Consider the following 16,962-nt stretch of genomic DNA (forward strand, 5'->3'; position numbering starts at 1 on the left):
TGACGGATCAGGTCACGTTGGGATTCCTTGCCTCACACCGTAAGACTCCCTCAAAGAAGGGCATCCGCCTTGATCCGCGGACCAAACTCGCGGCGATAGCGGCCATGGCGATCGCGGTGGCGCTCGCCCCGAACATGATCTGCGAGGCCGCCCTGATGGGCCTCGCCCTCGTCTTCGGCGTGGTTCTGGGCAGGTGGAAGAGCTCTGCGGTCACACTCGCCCTCTATGCGACGATCATCACGGCAGCGCAATTCATCCCCCACATGGGCGGCATCGCTCTGCGAACGTTGTTCTTCTCCTTCTTCCTGCTGATCCGCAAGGTTTTCGCCTGCGGTCTCATGGCCTACGCGACGATGGCAACCACCCCCGTCAACGAACTGATGGGCGCACTTGTGAAAATCGGTACGCCGCGCTCGGTGACGATCCCTCTTGCCGTTGTCGTGCGCTACCTGCCCGCGGTGCGTGAGGACTGGGGATTCATCAAGACCGCCATGCGGATGCGCGGCATCTCGCCGACCCCTCTGGGTCTGATCCGGGCCCCGATGCGGACGATCGACTGCGTCTATGTGCCCGTGCTCATGAACGCGGGCCGCGTGGCCGACGAACTCTCCATGGCCGCGATCGCGCGCGGCATCGAGAATCCAACCAAACGCACCTGCTATCTGCACATCGCCATGGGTTTCGCGGACTACGTGATGCTCGCCCTCTTCTGTGCCGCCATCGTCGGTTCACTGGCCCTCAGGTTTCTCGCATGATCGGGTTCGATCACGTCTCCTTCTCGTACCGAGCACCAGCCGCTGCCGACGGGGCGGGGGTCGAGGACGTGTCGCTGTCGGTGGGTTCCGGTGAGGTGGTCGTGCTCTGTGGCCGCTCCGGGTGCGGCAAATCAACCCTGCTGCGCCTGGCGGGCGGGCTCGCGCCCCGCTTCTTTCCGGGGGAGCTGCTGGGCAGTGCCCTGCTCGACGGGGAGGCCGTGGACGGGCTCACCACGTGGGAGATCGCCCAGAGGGCGGGTTCCCTCTTCCAGAACCCACGCACCCAGTTCTTCAACGTGGACACCACCGGGGAGGTGGCGTTCGCCCTGGAAAGCGCGGGCCGGCCCGAGGAGGACATCCGGGCCCGCGTCGAGGCGACCTTCGAGGAACTGGGCCTGCGGTCCCTCGCGGGCCGCAACATTTTCCAGCTCTCGGGTGGGGAACGCCAGAAAGTGGCCTTCGCGAGCATCTGGGCCATGCACCCCACGAACCTGCTGCTCGACGAACCGACGAGCAACCTGGATCTGCCCTCAACAGCGGACATGGCCGAATTCGTGAAACACGCGAAGGAATCGGGGTGCGCGGTGCTCATCGCCGAGCACCGCCTGTCCTGGTTGACCGGGATCGCCGACAGCTACGTGTTCCTGGAAAACGGGCGCCTCCGCAGCGTCATGACGGCCGGCGAGTTCGCCGCACTCGAAGCGGAGGAGGTGAGCCGGATGGGCCTGCGGGTGCGCGACCCGGAAGAGATCATCCCACGCGCAGCCGCGGCCCGCGAGGGTTCCACGGTCCGCGACGCGGCCCCGAACCCTCTCCTGGCGGCGCGCGGCCTCACTCTCGACCGTGGCGGTGAGCCCGTCCTCCGGGAGGTCGATCTGGATCTGTTCGCAGGTGAGGTCTGCGCCCTCATCGGCAGCAACGGGGCGGGCAAGACGACGCTGTGCCGTACGCTGTGCGGTTTCGAGCCCAAGGCGCGGGGAACGGTCACGATAGGGGATGCGGCGACCACTCGGAAGAAACGCACCCGGGTCTCGTCGATGGTCTTCCAGGACGTCAACTACCAACTCTTCGCCGAGAACGTCGCGGCCGAGGTGACCTTCGGCCTGCCGCGTCGGCGGGCCGGGGCCGTGGACACGGACACCGTTCTGCGCGAGCTCGCCCTGGACGACGTGGCAGACAGGCACCCGGCGACGCTGTCCGGCGGTCAGAAGCAGCGCCTGGCCGTTGCCGCGTGCGTGGCCGCCGACAAACGGATCCTCGTGTTCGACGAGCCAACGAGCGGGATCGACCTGGACGGGATGCACCGCGTGGCCCGCCTGTTGAGGCGGCTGGCGGACCGAGGGAGGGCGGTCCTCGTGATCACCCACGATCTGGAACTCATCGCCTGCGCCTGCGACCGGGTCCTGCACATGGACGGTGGCCGCATCACCGAACAGGCACAGGTGACCGACGGGTTCGACGCCATCCGGGAAATGATGGGTTCGTGAAGTCCTCGAAACCTGTGCGCTGCGTCACGACGGCGGCGTGGATCGTGGCGATCCCAGGGATTCTTCTTCCAGATTCCAGATGCGGTTTTCATCTGAGCAGCCGGGAAAAGACTGATGAGATGAAGAGCGAAGGCGACTCCTACAGCAGCTGCCTCTGCGCTTTGCAGTCATGTACCGAGCGCGATCAATCCCACACCTACCGCACCAGTGCACGGGGGACCGGCGAGAGCCACCAAGTGTCGCCCCAGCTTCGAGTCGGGGGTGGCGTCCTTGGCGTCAAGCGGTGGTGCTATCCGCGGTCGGGATTGATCCAGCGGATGCCGTCGAAGCGGGCGAAGTCGCTGTCGAAGGAACATATGCCGGTGCCGTACTCGATGGCGAGGGCGGCCAGATGAGCATCCGTGACGAAGTTCCCGCGCAGATCGCCGTCGATGAGAAGCCCTCCGAGGATGTCGCTGTGGCGGTTCCCAGGGTTGGGCACCCAGGCCTGGTCGGCGTCCAGCCAGTCGGTGATGCACCTCCACGCATCCGCCGGCTTCAGAGGGTTCGCGCTTATTCGCGGGTGGGTGATGATGCGTTGGAACGCCATCAGCGATGCCCATGGCAGCCCCACACGTTCGGCCCCGTTCATCGCTTCCTCCAGCCACGTCCGCGCGGAGGTGTGGAAGTGGGACTGCTCGTCGACGGCGTAGAGCAGGACGTTGGCGTCGACGATCACCGGGCGTCCTCGGCGTCGTACTGGTCGAGCAGCTCGAGCGTGCCGGCGATATCGGTGGCGTCGACCCTCAGCCCGACTCCGGCAGTCCGCTGTCGGAAACGCGCGGGCTTCCGCTTCTGGGTCAAGCCCGCGCGTGCGAGCTCGTTGACGGCCTCGCCCAGACCGATGTGGCGCTCTCGGCGTAGACGTTCCGCCGCAGCGGCAACCTCGGGATCGAGTCGTAGCGTTGTCCTCACGACACCACCGTAGCATCACAGATTCATGAATCACGCATCACTGATGCGATCCGCGCTTCGAGAGAACCTGGATTGGCCTACCGGGAGATTCTCTTCAACGTCAGGGCGTTGTGAAACGTCTCATCCCGGAGCTACTCCCATTCGATGGTGGCCGGCGGTTTGCTGGTGATGTCCAGGACCACGCGGTTGACCTCGGCGCACTCGTTGGTGATCCGGGTGGAGATCTTCTCCAGCAGTTCCCACGGCAGTTTCGCCCAGTCAGCGGTCATGGCGTCGTCGGATGTGACGGGCCGCAGCACGATGGGATGCCCGTAGGTGCGTCCGTCGCCCTGCACCCCGACGGAACGCACATCCGCCAGCAGCACCACCGGGAACTGCCAGATCTCCCGTTCCTTCCGGGCGTTCGCCAGCTCCCGGCGAGCGATGGCGTCGGCGCGCCGCAGCACGGCCAACCGCTCGGCGGTCACCTCACCGATGATGCGGATCCCCAGGCCGGGACCGGGGAACGGGTGCCGCCACACGAGTGAATCGGGCAGGCCGAGCTGCAGGCCGACAGCCCGCACCTCGTCCTTGAACATGGTGCGCAGCGGCTCGATCAACGTGAACTGCAGGTCCTCGGGCAAACCGCCCACGTTGTGATGCGACTTGATGTTCGCGGTCCCCACCCCGCCACCGGACTCCACCACGTCGGGATAAAGGGTTCCCTGCACCAAGAAGTCGATGCCGCGTTCCCCCGCCAGCCGGGCGGCCATCGCCTCAAAGGTGCGGATGAACTCGCGACCGATGATCTTGCGTTTCTCCTCCGGATCCGAGACCCCTTCCAAGGCCCCGAGGAACCGTTCGGACTCGTCGGCCACCACCAGGTCCACCCCGGTGATCTCGACGAAATCCTCCTTGACCTGCTTGGCTTCCCCCTCACGCAGGAGGCCGTGATCAACGAAAACGCAGGTCAGCTGCGGCCCGATGGCCCGCTGCACCAGCGCCGCGGCGACGGCAGAGTCCACACCTCCGGACAGCGCACAAAGCACCCGGCTGTCCCCCACCTGGGCGCGGATGTCCGCGATGGCCTCACTGACCATGTTCTCGGGGGTCCAGTCGGGGGCCAGCCCTGCGATGTGGAACAGGAAGTGCTCCAGCACCTGCTGCCCCCACTGGGTGTGCGCGACCTCCGGGTGCCACTGCACCCCCGCCAGTTTCCGCATCCGGCACTCGAAGGCTGCGACAGGAGCGCCCGCCGTGCGCGCCAGCACATGGAAACCCTCCGGGGCGCGGGAAACGGAATCCCCGTGGCTCATCCATACATTGAGCGTGTTCGGGAGGGTCGCCAGGAGTTTGCCACTGTTCTGGATGGACAGGGGCGTGCGACCGTACTCGCGCTGCCCGGTCTTGGCCACAGACCCGCCCAGGGCCTGGGCCATCGCCTGGAAGCCGTAGCAGATCCCGAAAACCGGGATGCCGGCCTCGAACAGCGCCGGATCGACCTGCGGAGCGTCATCGGCATAGACCGACGACGGCCCGCCCGACAGGATGATGGCCGATGGCCGCCTGGCCAGGATCTCCTCCACGGAGGCCTCGGAACCGATGATCTCGGAATAGACGTGGGCGTCACGGACCCGTCTGGCGATGAGCTGCGCGTACTGGGCGCCGAAGTCGACCACGAGTACCAGGTCGTGCTGGGAAATCATGAGCGAGAGTCTAGGCCCAGCCGATCCAGTTGAGCCAGAAGATAGGGCATCACAGCCGGGTGTCCAGCATGTGATACAACGGATCGTGGTGGGAATAGCGACGCGGCGAGCTCCGTTGTCCCCTACATGACCGTTTACTCCAATGTCACCGAGCTCATCGGACGCACCCCGCTGGTCAAGCTGAATCGCATCGCCGGGGGCAACGCGACCGTCATCGCGAAGCTCGAGTTCTACAACCCCGCCAACTCCGTCAAGGACCGCATCGGCGCCGCCATCATCGAGGCCGCAGAGGCCTCGGGCGAGCTGAAACCGGGCGGCACCATCGTTGAGGGCACATCCGGCAACACCGGTATCGCGTTGGCGATGGTTGGTGCGGCGAAGGGGTACAAGGTGGTTCTGGCCATGCCCGAGACCATGTCCCTGGAGCGCCGGGCCCTGCTGCGCGCCTACGGCGCCGAGCTGGTGCTGACCCCCGGTCCGCTGGGTATGAAGGGGGCCGTCGCGAAGGCCGAGGAGATCGCCGGGGAGCGTGGCGGCGTTCTGGCCCGTCAGTTCGCGAACCCGGCCAACCTCGCCGTGCACCGCCGCACCACCGCCGAGGAGATCTGGGCCGACACCGACGGCAAGGTTGACATCTTCGTGGCTGGGGTGGGAACCGGTGGCACCGTCTCCGGGGTCGGTCAGGTGCTCAAGGAACACAAACCCGAGGTGAAGATCATCGCCGTCGAACCCGCCGAGTCGCCGATCCTGTCCGGCGGCCAGCCCGGCCCGCACAAGATCCAGGGCCTCGGAGCGAACTTCGTTCCGGAGATCCTGGACCGCGACGTGATCGATGAGGTCATCACCCGCAACATCGACCAGTCCATCGAGTTCGCCCGGGCGGCCGCCACCCAGGAGGGTCTGCTGGTCGGCATCTCCTCCGGCGCCGCCCTCTCCGCGGCCGTCGAGGTCGCCAACCGTCCCGAGAACGCCGGCAAGACGATCGTCGCCGTGCTGCCCGACTTCGGTGAACGCTACCTGTCCACCGTCCTGTTCGAGGGTCTCGTCGACGCCTGATCCCCGGGACGGGAAAAAACGGATCCCCGGAAGCCGGCTCACCCTCCCTTTGAAGCTGGTTGAGCCAGCACGTGAGCGAAGCGAACGGCTGAGTCGAAACCACCCCGCATTCGGTAGGCAGAACCCGAACACAGCTCCCCGGATATGCGCAAGAGGTTTCGACACGCCCTGCTCGCAGGCCGGCTCAACCGGCTTGGTACGGGATGGTTCCACGGGACCTGCTCCGGCCAGGAAACCGGACTCCCCCGCCGATCATCGGTCGGCGGGGGAGTCTTCGCGTTTTCAACGCGCGACGCGTCTACGGAAGACGGCGACGGTCAGTGCCGGGAAGATCGCCAGCAGCACCACCCACGCGATTGCGGTGGCCGCCACGGGATTTTGCAACGACCACACCTCGGGCACCGCCGCCGTGCCGAGGTTTCCGAACAGCGTCCGCACCGCCTGCACCAGCGACGACAGCGGGTTCCACTCGGCGATCCCGCGCAGCCAGTCGGGTAGGGTCTCCGAGGGCACGAAGGCGTTGCTGACGAAGGAGGTCGGGAACAGCACGATCATGCCGGCGCTGTTGACGGACTGGGGTTTGGGAACGGCCACCCCCAGCAGCAGCATCACCCAACTGAAGCACCACGCGGTGACCAGCAGGAGCAGCACCCCGAGGAGGAAGTTCCCCACCCCGGCCTGGAAACGCCAGCCGACCACGAAACCGGCGACGAGCATCACGAACACGGAGCAGGCGGCAACGGCCAGGTCCGCGAGGGTGCGGGCCACCAGGATCGCGCTGGGCGCCATGGGCAGGGTGCGGAACCGGTCGATGATCCCCTCCTTGAGGTCCTCGGCCATGTAGATGCCGGAGATCATCGTCCCGAACACGATCGTCTGCCCGAAGATACCGGCCATCAGGAACTGCGTGTAGTCGCTGCCCTGGACGTGCACGGCGCCGCCGTAGACCTGGGTGAACAACAGCACGAACATGACCGGCTGCATGACGGAGAAGGCCATGATCTCGGGGCTGCGCCGCAACTGGAGCAGGTTACGCACCAGGACGGCGTGGACGTCACCCAACCAGCCAGTCACCGGTCCGCGTCCCAGGGCCTGAACCGGGCTCATGCCGCCACCTCCTGCTCCTCGGCCGCGTGACCCGTCAGGGTCAGGAAGACATCGTCCAGGGTCGGGCGGCGGATCCCGGCGTCGTGCAGTTCGACACCCTCTTCACCCAGGGCCGTCAGTACCGCGATCAGCGCTGCGGTGGGGTCACCAACCTGTGCCGTGAGAACCCGCCCCGTGGCCGCCACCTCGGCTCCGGTGCTGGACGCGACGATCCTCCGCGCCTGGTCGACATCCGCCTCGTCGACGAGGGTCAGTTCGATGCGTTTGCCACCCACCGACGCCTTGAGTTCGTCGGCGGTCCCCTCCGCGATGACGTGCCCGCGGTCGATCACGGAGATGGAGTCGGCCAGCTGGTCGGCCTCCTCCAGGTACTGGGTGGTGAGCAGGACCGTGGTTCCCTCCCCCACACGCTCCCGGATGACCTCCCAGAGCCCCAGCCGGGCCTGCGGGTCGAGGCCGGTGGTCGGTTCGTCGAGGAACAGCACCGGAGGGTTGATCACGAGCGCCCCGGCCAGGTCGACGCGCCGCCGCATCCCACCGGAAAAACCCTTCAACGGCCGGTCGGCGGCCTCGGTCAGGTCGAAGGCCTCCAGCAGTTCCTCCGCGCGCCGTTTCGCCTGGCGGGTTCCGATCCGGTACAGCCTGCCCACCAGCACCAGGTTCTCCCGGGCGGTCAGCACCTCGTCCACGGCCGCGTACTGACCGGATGTGCCGATCAGCGGACGCACCTTCGCGGGATTGGCGAGCACGTCGATCCCGGCGACGCTCACTCTCCCGGATTCCGGGCGCAGCAGGGTGGTCAAAACTTTCACGACGGTGGTCTTCCCCGCGCCGTTGGGGCCCAGCAAGCCCCGAACGGTTCCCTGCTCGACGGAGAGATTGAGCCCGTCGAGGGCGCGCACCGGCCCGGTCTTGGTTTGATACGTTTTACGCAGTTCCTGCGCCGTGATGAAGGTCATGCATTCCCTTTCTCGTGGTGTGGAATCAGGCGAGAGCCGCTGCAACGACTGCCCGCCCGGGAGTGCCGCGTTCCAATGCACCTACGGATCGCGGCACTCTTGCTTTTCATGGATCCCCCCGTTCCGCGGAATCACCGGCGAGGCGGCGCAGCGCCGCCTCGATCTCCTCGCGCGGGGGAACGGTTTCCTGGACGACGGCCTGGAACAGGACCCCGTAGCAGTAGGCGAGCACGGCGCGTCCCGTCGCCTCCGGGATGTTCCGCGACAACCGCTTCACCAGGGCCGCGTCACCGGGGACGATGAAACGCCGAAGCTTCGGGTGGGTCGTGTAGAGCAGGGCGAAGGACATCTCGTTGCGGGTCCGTTTCAGGTCCGAGAGGGACTCCGTCACCATGTCCACGACCAGGCCAACAGGGTCATCGACCTCGTTGAGTTCGGAGGCGAACTCGGCCCGCTTCTCCTCGCGTTCCTCCTCCAGGCCCGTGAGCGCCTCCGCCAGCATGTCGGTGAGAGACTTGAAGTACTGGGTGGTCGACCCGAGCGGCACCCGTGCGCGTTCGGCCACCTTCCGGTGCGTGACGGCGCTGATCCCGATCTCCTTGATCAGCTCCCCGGCGGCCTGCAGGATCTTCTTCCTGCGCCCCTCCGGGTCCCTCGTCCGTTTCGCCACGGCACTAATGTACATCCGTACATGTACAGATGTACAGATTCGGCGTGTCGCAGTTCACCCGCGCAGGATCGCGCGGTGCAGTACCTCGTGGACCCGGGTTGCCAGACGGGATTCCACCAGGACGACCTCGGGGACGACGAACTCCCGGGACGCGTAGGTGTCAAGGGCCTGGAGTAGACGCCCTGCGTTCTGGGCGCGCTGGGCCCTGGCGATGGTGAGGTGGGCCCTGAAACCCGCCCCATCGGGGCTGCCGCCGTGGTGGGTGACGAGAGCCCGCAGCTGCCCGGACCACTCCCCCAGCTGTACCGCCGCGCCCCCCGGAACGCCGAGGTACAACACCTTGGCGCGCTCCGGGCCACGGAACCCGCCCGCCCCTGCGATGTTCATCGCCAGCGGGGCATGGCGCCCGGCCCATTCGTCGAGTGCCTGAGCCAGTTCCTCGATGCAGTGGCCGGGGTGGTCGGCCATGAAGGCCAGCGTGAGGTGGTAGGTCGTCGGTCGGCTCCAGCGCCACGGCGAGCCCTCGGTGGCGGTGCGGCGCGGTTCCAGGAAGCGGTCGATGTCGGAAACGACATCAGCGGGAGGTGTCACGGCGATGAAACAACGCATCCGACGATCCTAGAGATCACTTCGTCGAGAAACCCGGAACTGGTCGAGGCGGAACCATCCCACACCCGCCCCCTCGCCACTTGACAAGGAATACAGAGACACTCCCCTCCCCTTCCTCTTCCCTCCCCTCTCCCAGTTCACGAAACGCGGAAGAAAAACGGTTCAACGTCGTGTGGCGACGGCGGTTTCAAGTGGTGTGTGCAATGTTGAGTAGTTGTTCCATTTTCTCGGCTGGTGTGGCCCAGTCAAGTACTCGGCGGGGTCGGGTGTTGAGGAGGTCTTCAGCGTGTTGGACCTGGGTGTCGGTGATGTGGGTGAAGTCGGTGCCTTTGGGGAAGAAGTCCCGGATCAGGCCGTTGCTGTTCTCGTTGGTGGGGCGTTGCCAGGGAGAGTGGGGATCGCAGAAGTAGGCCTGGCAGCCCGAAGCGAGGGTGAAGCGGGCGTGTTGGGCCATCTCGATGCCCTGGTCCCAGGTGAGGGTCGTCATCAAGGTGGCCGGGAGTCGGTGGGCCATCTGGATCAACGCGTCGGTCACGGTGGTGGAGTCACGGCTGGTGACCCGTTGGATCATGGTGTAGCGGGTGGTGCGTTCGTTGAGGGTCACCAGGGCCGAGGTGCCGCCCTTGCCGATGATGAGGTCTCCTTCCCAGTGCCCGGGAACTGCCCGGTCCTCGACCTCGGCCGGACGGTTGGTGATGGTGGCCTCACCGATCCAGCTACGGCTACCCCGCCCGGACAGCCGTGACCGGGGACCTCGGGTGGTACGTCCGGAACGCAGGGCTTTCTCGACGGTGAGTTCATGACGCAGCCCGCCGGCGGCCTGGACGTAGAGGGCCTGGCAAATCGTCTCGTGACTGACCCACATCGTGGGGTCCTCCGGGAAGTCCTGACGCAGCCGGTGAGCGATCTGCTGCGGGGAATGTTTGTTGTTCAACCGTGTCACCACCTCGTCCCACAACGGTGTCCCGAGTACCAGCTTCCTGTCCTTGGGACGCCGACGTGACCAGTCTGCCAGCCGCTGCGCCGGCTGGGCCCGGTACCGGCCAGGACAACGCTTCATCTCCCTGGAGACCGTGGAACGGTGGACACCGAGTTCTGCAGCGATCTGGGAGGGCGGAACCCGGTCACCGACCCGAACCTCGATCAGGATCCGCCCCGCCAGGGTCAACCGGCCCTGCCCGTCACGCCACTGCGCTGGCTCTCCCACCTCCAACACCGGGTTCTCCCGTAACCGCCGCCGACGCCGCCGCGGACTGTAACGATGTTCGTTCAACCCACCAACCCCTCCCACCCGGCCCCTCGACAACACCATCCCCGCCTCGACAGCCACCTTCCTCACAGTGGAAGGACTACCACCCAACTCCCGCGCGATCGAATGACACGACCGGCCCTGCCCCAACAACACCAACATCAACCCACGACGCTGCTCATCCAACCGCACAACACACCTCCAGAAACTGTTGTTGCGCACACCCTCTGAACCCGCCGACGTTGAACAGTCGAACCTCCGCGATTCGTGCACAGGGAGGGGGTCGGGTCGTTGTTACGGGGTGTGGGTCTTCCCCCGACCACCGATGGAGGCTCCGGCACGAACTGCTCCCTCGTCGCAGCCCGGCCCAACCAACTTCAAGAAGGGGTTTCGACGCGGACCGCCCCTTAACCAGGCCCCGGGCCAACCGGCCTGTGGGTGCGCCCTCAGCCCCTCAATCCCAGGTGTTCACGAAGCGTGTTTCCCCGATACCCGTCCCGGCGCAGTCCGCGTCGTGCGAGTATCTGCACCACCTGATCCAGGAACAGGTCGACGGAGTTCCGCGACCCACCGGGCAGCGCGATGAAACCGTCGATCGCCCTCGCCTCCGCCCGAGCCTCGACCGCATCGGCCACGTCCTCCGGGGTGCCGACGACGGTCCAGTGCAGAGTTGCATCCACCCCGCTGGACTCGGCCACCGCATTGGCCTCCTCGCGACTGTCCGCCAACACCATGTTGAGCCCGGGCAGAAACCGGATGTCGTCGGCCTCGCGACCCGCCGCGACGGCCGCATCACGCAGAGCAGCCCGTTGTGCGACTGCGTCCTCCAGGTCAGGGACCGCCCCAAACACGACATCGGCCACGGCACCCGCGAAGGCGATCCCGGTGGGTGATGCCCCGGCCTGGACGACGGGCAGTCGCCCTGCGGGATGCGATGGGAGGGCCATCGGTCCGGCCACCCGGAAGTGTTCGCCCTCGAAGTCGATGGCCTTCACCTTCCCGGGATCGGCGAAAATCCCGGAGGCCCGGTCCGCGACGAATGCCTCGGCGGGGAACGAATCCCAGAGCGCGTTCACGACTTCGACGAACTCGCAGGCCCGGGCGTATCGCTCCTCGGATCCAGGGGGTGTGTCCAGTCCGTAGTTCTCCTCACCCCCCAGGGCGGTGACCACGTTCCAGCCGGCACGTCCCCCACTGATCTGCTGCAGGGAGGCCAGCGCCCGGGCGACGGGGAACGGGTGCGCGTAGGCCGTCTGGATGGTCGGAACCAGGCCGATCCTCGTCGTGAGAGGCGTCAGGGCCGTGACGAGGGTGAACGAGTCGAGGGTGGCGAATCCCGGTGCCCCACCGACGGAATCCGGCCTGAGATAGCCCGCCTCGGGGCAGAAGAGGAAGTCGAGCGCAGCGGCCTCGGCCTTCCGCGCGAGCTCGGCGTAGGGGCTCAGGGAGAACATCTCCTCGACGCGGCTGTCGTCGCGTCTCCAAGCTTCTCCGCGCAGCCAGATCGGGGAAAGTGCAATTCCTGTGCTGAGGGTCATGTCGGTCCTTCGTGGTTCAGGGGCGCGATGCGCCCGATCGGTGTCACCTGGGGGGATCCGGTGACAGGGTCAGGGGTCACGACGCAGGGCAGTCCGAAGACCTCTTCGACGAGACCAGGGGTCACCACCTCACCCGGTGGTCCCTGGGCGACGATCTCGCCGGCCCGCATCGCTATCAGATGGGTGGAGAAACGTGCTGCCTGATTGAGGTCGTGCAGCACGGCCACCAGGCAGCGTCCTCTCCGGTTCAGGTCCACCAGGAGTTCCATCAACTCCACCTGGTGACGGATGTCGAGGAAGGTGGTGGGTTCGTCGAGCAGCAGTATGGGGGTGTCCTGGGCGAGCGCCATCGCGATCCAGGCCCGTTGGCGCTGCCCACCCGACAGTTCATCGACCCGTCTGGTCGCCAGGGCGGTGACGTTCGCCTCGTCCATGGCACGGGCGACCAGCTCCTCGTCGCGCAGGGTCCACCGGCGGGCGAAGCCCTGGTGGGGGAACCTGCCCCGGGCCACCAGCTCGGAGACGGTTATGCCGTCAGGGACCATCGAGCTCTGCGGCAGGATGCCGATTCTTCTGGCAACCTGTCTAGTGGGCTGGTCGTGGATGTCGCGGCCGTCGAGGATCACCCGCCCGGCAGTTGGCTTCAGGAGCCGGGCCAGCGCCTTCAGCAGCGTCGACTTGCCGCAGCCGTTCGGCCCCACCACGGCGGTGAACTCCGCATCGAGGATCGCAAGGTCCAGGCAGCTGGAGATGATGCGGTTGCCGTAGCCGAGCCTCGCCCCGTCGGCCCGCAGCCGACCGGTGGGTGTCATGCGGATCTCCTTCCCTCGCGCACCAGGAGGTAAATCAGGTACAGACCGCCGACGGACACCGTGATCAGCCCCACGGGCACGGGACGGTTGCTGCTGCTGGCCAACGCGGAGCAGAGCTGGGCGGCCGACAGCAGCACCGCTCCCGTCGTCGCCGCCCCCGCGATGGAGATCCCAGGGGTCCTCATGAGTCGCCTCGCGACCTGCGGGGCAGCCAGGGCGACGAAACCGATGGGCCCGGCGGCGGCCGTCACGACGGCAGAGGCCGCCACCCCGACGACGACGAGGATTGCCCTGCGGGGTTCCAGTTGGATCCCGAGCGCGCCAGCGGTCTGGTCGCCCAGCTCGATGATCCCGAGGGAAGGGGCCAGCAGACCCGCGGACACGAGGAGCACGGCCGCTGCCCCCAGCCACATCGGAAGCGACCCCGCCTCGATGCGTGTCAGGGAACCAGCTCCCCAGAATCCGACCAGCATGGCGTCCTCGACACGGGCACGGGTGACCAGGTACGCGTTGACGGCACCCAACGCGGCGGAGACGGCCAGACCGACCACGATCAGACGGAACCCCGTCGTGGTCCGCCCCGAGAGCAGGTGCACAACGAAGGCGGCCAGCAGTCCCCCGGCCACGGCGGCCACCGCGATGATTCCCTGCGCGCGGGCGCCGAACAGCAGGATTCCCACCACGACGGCGGTGTGTGCCCCAGCGTCGAAACCGATGATGTCCGGCGATCCCAGGGGATTACGGGTCAACGACTGGAAGATTCCACCACCGATCCCCAGCAGGGCGCCGAAAACCACCGCGGAAGCCGCGGCGGGCAGACGCCATTCGAGAACGACCACCCGGGCGAAAGATCGCCCGCCCAGGAACACGTCGAGCACCTGCCCCGGGGTCAAGGAATAGTCGCCGACCAGGAGACAGGCCCCTGCAAGGACCAGCGCCAGGAGACCCAGAAGCCCTTGGAGGAGCAGCGGGCGCAGAGCGATACGAATGCCGAACCGGGCCCCGCTCAGGCGGAGCATCCGGTTCGCGAAGACGACTCGTTGCCTCATGTGGTGCTCGCTCTGCGGGCCAGCAGCACCAGCAGGGGCGCACCAATCACGGCGGTGAGGATTCCCGCTTCGATCTCCCCGGGAATGGCGATCACACGGCCGAGCACATCGGCCGCCAGCACGAGGGCCGGACCCACCAGCAGGGATCCGGCGAGGATCACCCGCTGGCCGGATCCGACACCCCACCGCACCACGTGCGGGACCATCAGTCCGACGAAGGCGATTCCACCCGTGATCGCGGTAGCGGGACCAGCCAGGAGCGTGATGGCGATCACTGCCAGAAACCGGGTCCGCCCGGCCCGGACCCCCAGCCCGGATGCGACGTCATCACCCAGGGCCATGGCGTCCAGCGAACGCCCCAGGGCGAACGCAAGCATCAGGGCCACGCCAACGAGGGGCAGGACCGGGAGAAGTTCTGCGATCCGGGTGCGTCCGATCGATCCCACCGCCCAGTTGCGGACCGCCGCGAAGGTGTCCGGATCCAGCAGGGACAGAAACTGGCTCACCCCGCTCAGCACGGCCGACATGGCCACCCCGCCGAGAACCAGCTGGACCGGCGCTGTGGGGCCCCGGCCCGTGGCCCCCAGAAGCAGGACCAGAGCCGTGACCCCGGCGGCACCCACGAAGGCGAACCACTGGTAGCCCTCCACTCCCGTGATGCCGAACAGACCGATGCCGACCGTCACCGCGAGCCCGGCGCCGGAGTTGACACCCAGGATTCCCGGATCCGCCAGAGGATTGCGGGTCAGCGCCTGCATCAGGGCACCCGCCACGCCATAGGCGGCCCCGACCACCAGGCCGACGGCCGTGCGCGGGATACGCATGTCCCACACGATCGCGGTGACGGGATCAGCCCCGGGAGCGACGAGCGCCCGCCACCACTCGGAGGGGCTGAGGAACCTGGCTCCCGTCATCGTGCTGGCCAGGACCGACAGCAGGAGAATCACGACCAGTCCGGCAAACACGGTCACCGGCCGTCGGGGAGCCCCGGCAGGACCCCGGTACAGGACGGACGAGCGGATCATGATGGATTCTGCGCAGCGGTGTCAGCGGATCCCGGGAGGGGGCGGGGTCATCCGATCGCCTCGGCGATCCTGGGCACCAGGATGTCGAGCGCCACCCTGGTGCCCATCGGGCCGGCCGTGGACATCGCCCATCCGGCGGGTGATTTCTTCTCGGTGATGACCGTGTGCCCGTTCTTCCAGGCCTCAAGGCCCTGGAAGACGGCGGAGTCGGTCAGACCGGGGATGGCCTCAGGAGTCGCCTCGGTGGCGCCCTCACTGCCCGAGACGATCAGCACGTCGGCGTCGATCGACCCCATCAGTTCAGGGCTGACGGTCTGGGTTTCCGAGAAGGAACCCGCGTTACGGGCCTGCGTGAAACCCATGGACGTGAACACCTCGGTGATGATCGAACCGGGAAGGCTCTGGTAGCTGAGGCCTCGCTGGGTCCCGAACCAGACCGTGTAGCTGAGGCTCTTGCCCGCGAAACCCGGGTTGGCCTGTTTGATGCCGGCGATGTAGGAGTCGTAGTCGGAAATCACCTTTTCGGCTGCGCCGGACAGGTCGAGCACCTTGCCGAGAATGCGGATGTTGTCCTGCCAGGGGTTGCTGAAGTATCCGGTCCACGGCTTGTCGCTTGTGACCACCGGGGCGATCTCGGAAAGTTTCGCGAAGGAGTTGGTCAGGTCGTAACCGAACACCACGATCACGTCGGGCTTGGCCGCCGCGATGGATTCGTAGGGGTACTGGTCCCAGCTCTCGGTCTCGAAGACCAGTTCGATGCGATCCGCCGCCGCCTCCTTCAGCCAGGGAGCCTTGTTGAATCCGAGACCATTGGTGGTCACGGGGACCCCTCCCAAGGACAGCAGGAGTTCCGTGTCCACGGCGTTCGCGCCGACGGTGGCGACACGAGTCGGACGCTTGTCGATGACCGACTCGCCGTAGGGAGAGGTCAGCGTCAGCGGGTACTCTGTTTTTCCCTCGGCAGCCGGGAGGAGAGAGCTCGTCGTTTCGGACGCCGACGAGGACTCGGGTGTCCCGTTGGATGTCGATGAGCACGACGTGGCGGCGAGGGCGCAGAAGGCCAGCAGGACGCCACTCAGACGGATCAGCAGAGGAAACCGGAAGGACATATTGGGCGACACCTTCGCTCAGAGCCGCTCGGGACCACTCGGCCAGCGGCTGGCGGAACATTTATGTTAGATACACTAACTTATTGTGTGGCGAGTGACCAGATGTGTCTCACGCACCCTCCGAAACGGTCCCTCCGGACCTCTGAACGCCCAACCTCACCGAAAGACGCAAGAATTGGGGCATGGTCTCACCCGGACGGCCTCGCCTGATCACCACCGAACGCATCGTCGAGGCGGGAAAACGCATCACCCTTCCGCGCCTGTCGATCAGGGGGGTGGCGAAAGAACTCGGCGTCAGCGAGATGTCGATCTACCGGATCGTCGGGGACCTCGAGGGGCTGAGGGCCATGGTCGCCGAGGGCATCGTCGCCGGGCACGTCTTCCCCGAACCGACGGCCACGGACCCGGAGGACGCGCTCGTCGAACTGGCGCACACGCTCCGCGACTTCGTGATGGCCAATCCGGGCATCGGACAGCACCTGACCAGGCTCGCCGCCCCCAGACACGAGTTCACGATCAGGCTGGCTGAAGGGCAGCAGGCGGCCTTCGCCTCACGTTTCGGCTACCCGCCGGCGCAGGCCAGCCTGCTGGTCTCGACCGTCGCGGAACACGCAATCGCCCTGGGCGAGATCAATCCGCTGTCCCACGACGACACCGCACCCGGCCCTCTGCCCGAACAGGCACCCACGGTCCGGGCCGGGGCCGAGTCGATCGCCCTGCTGAGCCCACGAAAGCGCTTCGAGTGGTCCATCCGGGCCACGGCGCGGGGCTCCATCTTGTTGCTGGACCGGGAAAACCCGGTTGCGCAGCACTCAAGCCCTGAAACCGCCCCCGAAGGAGCGAAATAAGCGTTGAGTGCTGCGCAACCGCGCGTTTCCGGGGTTCTTCCCCACCCGGA

General features: G+C 66.7%; 17 protein-coding genes. 4 read left to right on the plus strand and 13 right to left on the minus strand.

Going from position 1 to position 16,962, the window contains the following annotated elements:
* Positions 1-17: 17 nt before the first annotated feature.
* Positions 18-755, plus strand: a complete 738-nt coding sequence (locus EL272_RS10180; protein ID WP_073970125.1) for an energy-coupling factor transporter transmembrane component T — start codon at positions 18-20, stop codon at positions 753-755.
* On the plus strand, positions 752-2,242 hold the full coding sequence (locus EL272_RS10185; RefSeq protein ID WP_014847115.1) for an ABC transporter ATP-binding protein: 1,491 nt from the start codon (positions 752-754) through the stop codon (positions 2,240-2,242). The genes EL272_RS10180 and EL272_RS10185 overlap by 4 nt, the downstream gene beginning before the upstream one ends.
* A gap of 289 nt (positions 2,243-2,531) precedes the next feature.
* Here the strand turns inward: EL272_RS10185 and EL272_RS10190 are convergent, their stop codons facing one another.
* The 3 genes from EL272_RS10190 to guaA form a co-directional block, all read right to left on the minus strand.
* A complete protein-coding gene (locus EL272_RS10190; RefSeq protein WP_014847116.1) occupies positions 2,532-2,960 on the minus strand; it encodes a type II toxin-antitoxin system VapC family toxin in 429 nt (142 codons plus the stop codon).
* Positions 2,957-3,196 carry a hypothetical protein gene (locus EL272_RS10195; protein WP_014847117.1) on the minus strand — a complete coding sequence of 80 codons (240 nt, stop codon included), beginning with the start codon at positions 3,194-3,196 and terminating at the stop codon, positions 2,957-2,959. Before EL272_RS10195 ends, EL272_RS10190 begins: the two co-directional genes overlap by 4 nt.
* Before the next feature lie 131 nt (positions 3,197-3,327).
* Entirely contained in the window at positions 3,328-4,881 is a 1,554-nt protein-coding gene (gene guaA / locus EL272_RS10200; protein WP_014847118.1) for a glutamine-hydrolyzing GMP synthase, read from the minus strand.
* 126 nt (positions 4,882-5,007) lie between these two features.
* Here guaA and cysK point away from each other — a divergent pair, with 126 nt between their 5' ends.
* The gene (gene cysK / locus EL272_RS10205; protein WP_014847119.1) at positions 5,008-5,937 is read left to right on the plus strand and encodes a cysteine synthase A; all 930 of its coding nucleotides are present in this window, start codon (positions 5,008-5,010) and stop codon (positions 5,935-5,937) included.
* Between the two features lie 282 nt (positions 5,938-6,219).
* Here cysK and EL272_RS10210 read toward each other — a convergent pair whose 3' ends face one another.
* The 10 genes from EL272_RS10210 to EL272_RS10255 form a co-directional block, all read right to left on the minus strand.
* A complete protein-coding gene (locus EL272_RS10210; RefSeq protein ID WP_061788286.1) occupies positions 6,220-7,044 on the minus strand; it encodes an ABC transporter permease in 825 nt (274 codons plus the stop codon).
* Positions 7,041-8,003: an ATP-binding cassette domain-containing protein gene (locus EL272_RS10215; RefSeq protein WP_061788285.1), complete on the minus strand. Its 963-nt coding sequence runs from the start codon at positions 8,001-8,003 to the stop codon at positions 7,041-7,043. The genes EL272_RS10210 and EL272_RS10215 overlap by 4 nt, the downstream gene beginning before the upstream one ends.
* A gap of 106 nt (positions 8,004-8,109) precedes the next feature.
* Positions 8,110-8,673: a TetR/AcrR family transcriptional regulator gene (locus EL272_RS10220; protein ID WP_061788284.1), complete on the minus strand. Its 564-nt coding sequence runs from the start codon at positions 8,671-8,673 to the stop codon at positions 8,110-8,112.
* A gap of 54 nt (positions 8,674-8,727) precedes the next feature.
* Positions 8,728-9,282: an RNA 2',3'-cyclic phosphodiesterase gene (gene thpR / locus EL272_RS10225; protein WP_061788283.1), complete on the minus strand. Its 555-nt coding sequence runs from the start codon at positions 9,280-9,282 to the stop codon at positions 8,728-8,730.
* Positions 9,283-9,469: 187 nt separating this feature from the next.
* Positions 9,470-10,498 carry an IS30 family transposase gene (locus tag EL272_RS10230; RefSeq protein WP_244926067.1) on the minus strand — a complete coding sequence of 343 codons (1,029 nt, stop codon included), beginning with the start codon at positions 10,496-10,498 and terminating at the stop codon, positions 9,470-9,472.
* A 479-nt stretch (positions 10,499-10,977) separates the two neighbouring features.
* Positions 10,978-12,069: an LLM class flavin-dependent oxidoreductase gene (locus tag EL272_RS10235; RefSeq protein WP_014847125.1), complete on the minus strand. Its 1,092-nt coding sequence runs from the start codon at positions 12,067-12,069 to the stop codon at positions 10,978-10,980.
* Positions 12,066-12,881: an ABC transporter ATP-binding protein gene (locus EL272_RS10240; RefSeq protein WP_014847126.1), complete on the minus strand. Its 816-nt coding sequence runs from the start codon at positions 12,879-12,881 to the stop codon at positions 12,066-12,068. Before EL272_RS10240 ends, EL272_RS10235 begins: the two co-directional genes overlap by 4 nt.
* Complete coding sequence (locus EL272_RS10245) at positions 12,878-13,930, minus strand: FecCD family ABC transporter permease (protein ID WP_014847127.1); 1,053 nt, start codon at positions 13,928-13,930, stop codon at positions 12,878-12,880. The genes EL272_RS10240 and EL272_RS10245 overlap by 4 nt, the downstream gene beginning before the upstream one ends.
* Positions 13,927-14,955, minus strand: coding sequence for a FecCD family ABC transporter permease (locus EL272_RS10250; protein WP_014847128.1), 1,029 nt, complete (start codon positions 14,953-14,955; stop codon positions 13,927-13,929). Before EL272_RS10250 ends, EL272_RS10245 begins: the two co-directional genes overlap by 4 nt.
* Before the next feature lie 47 nt (positions 14,956-15,002).
* Entirely contained in the window at positions 15,003-16,064 is a 1,062-nt protein-coding gene (locus EL272_RS10255; RefSeq protein ID WP_061788349.1) for an ABC transporter substrate-binding protein, read from the minus strand.
* A 182-nt stretch (positions 16,065-16,246) separates the two neighbouring features.
* Here EL272_RS10255 and EL272_RS10260 point away from each other — a divergent pair, with 182 nt between their 5' ends.
* Complete coding sequence (locus EL272_RS10260) at positions 16,247-16,912, plus strand: TetR/AcrR family transcriptional regulator (protein ID WP_061788350.1); 666 nt, start codon at positions 16,247-16,249, stop codon at positions 16,910-16,912.
* The last annotated feature ends 50 nt before the right edge of the window (positions 16,913-16,962 follow it).

It is taken from the genome of Arachnia propionica, assembly GCF_900637725.1.
Lineage (GTDB): Bacteria > Actinomycetota > Actinomycetes > Propionibacteriales > Propionibacteriaceae > Arachnia > Arachnia propionica.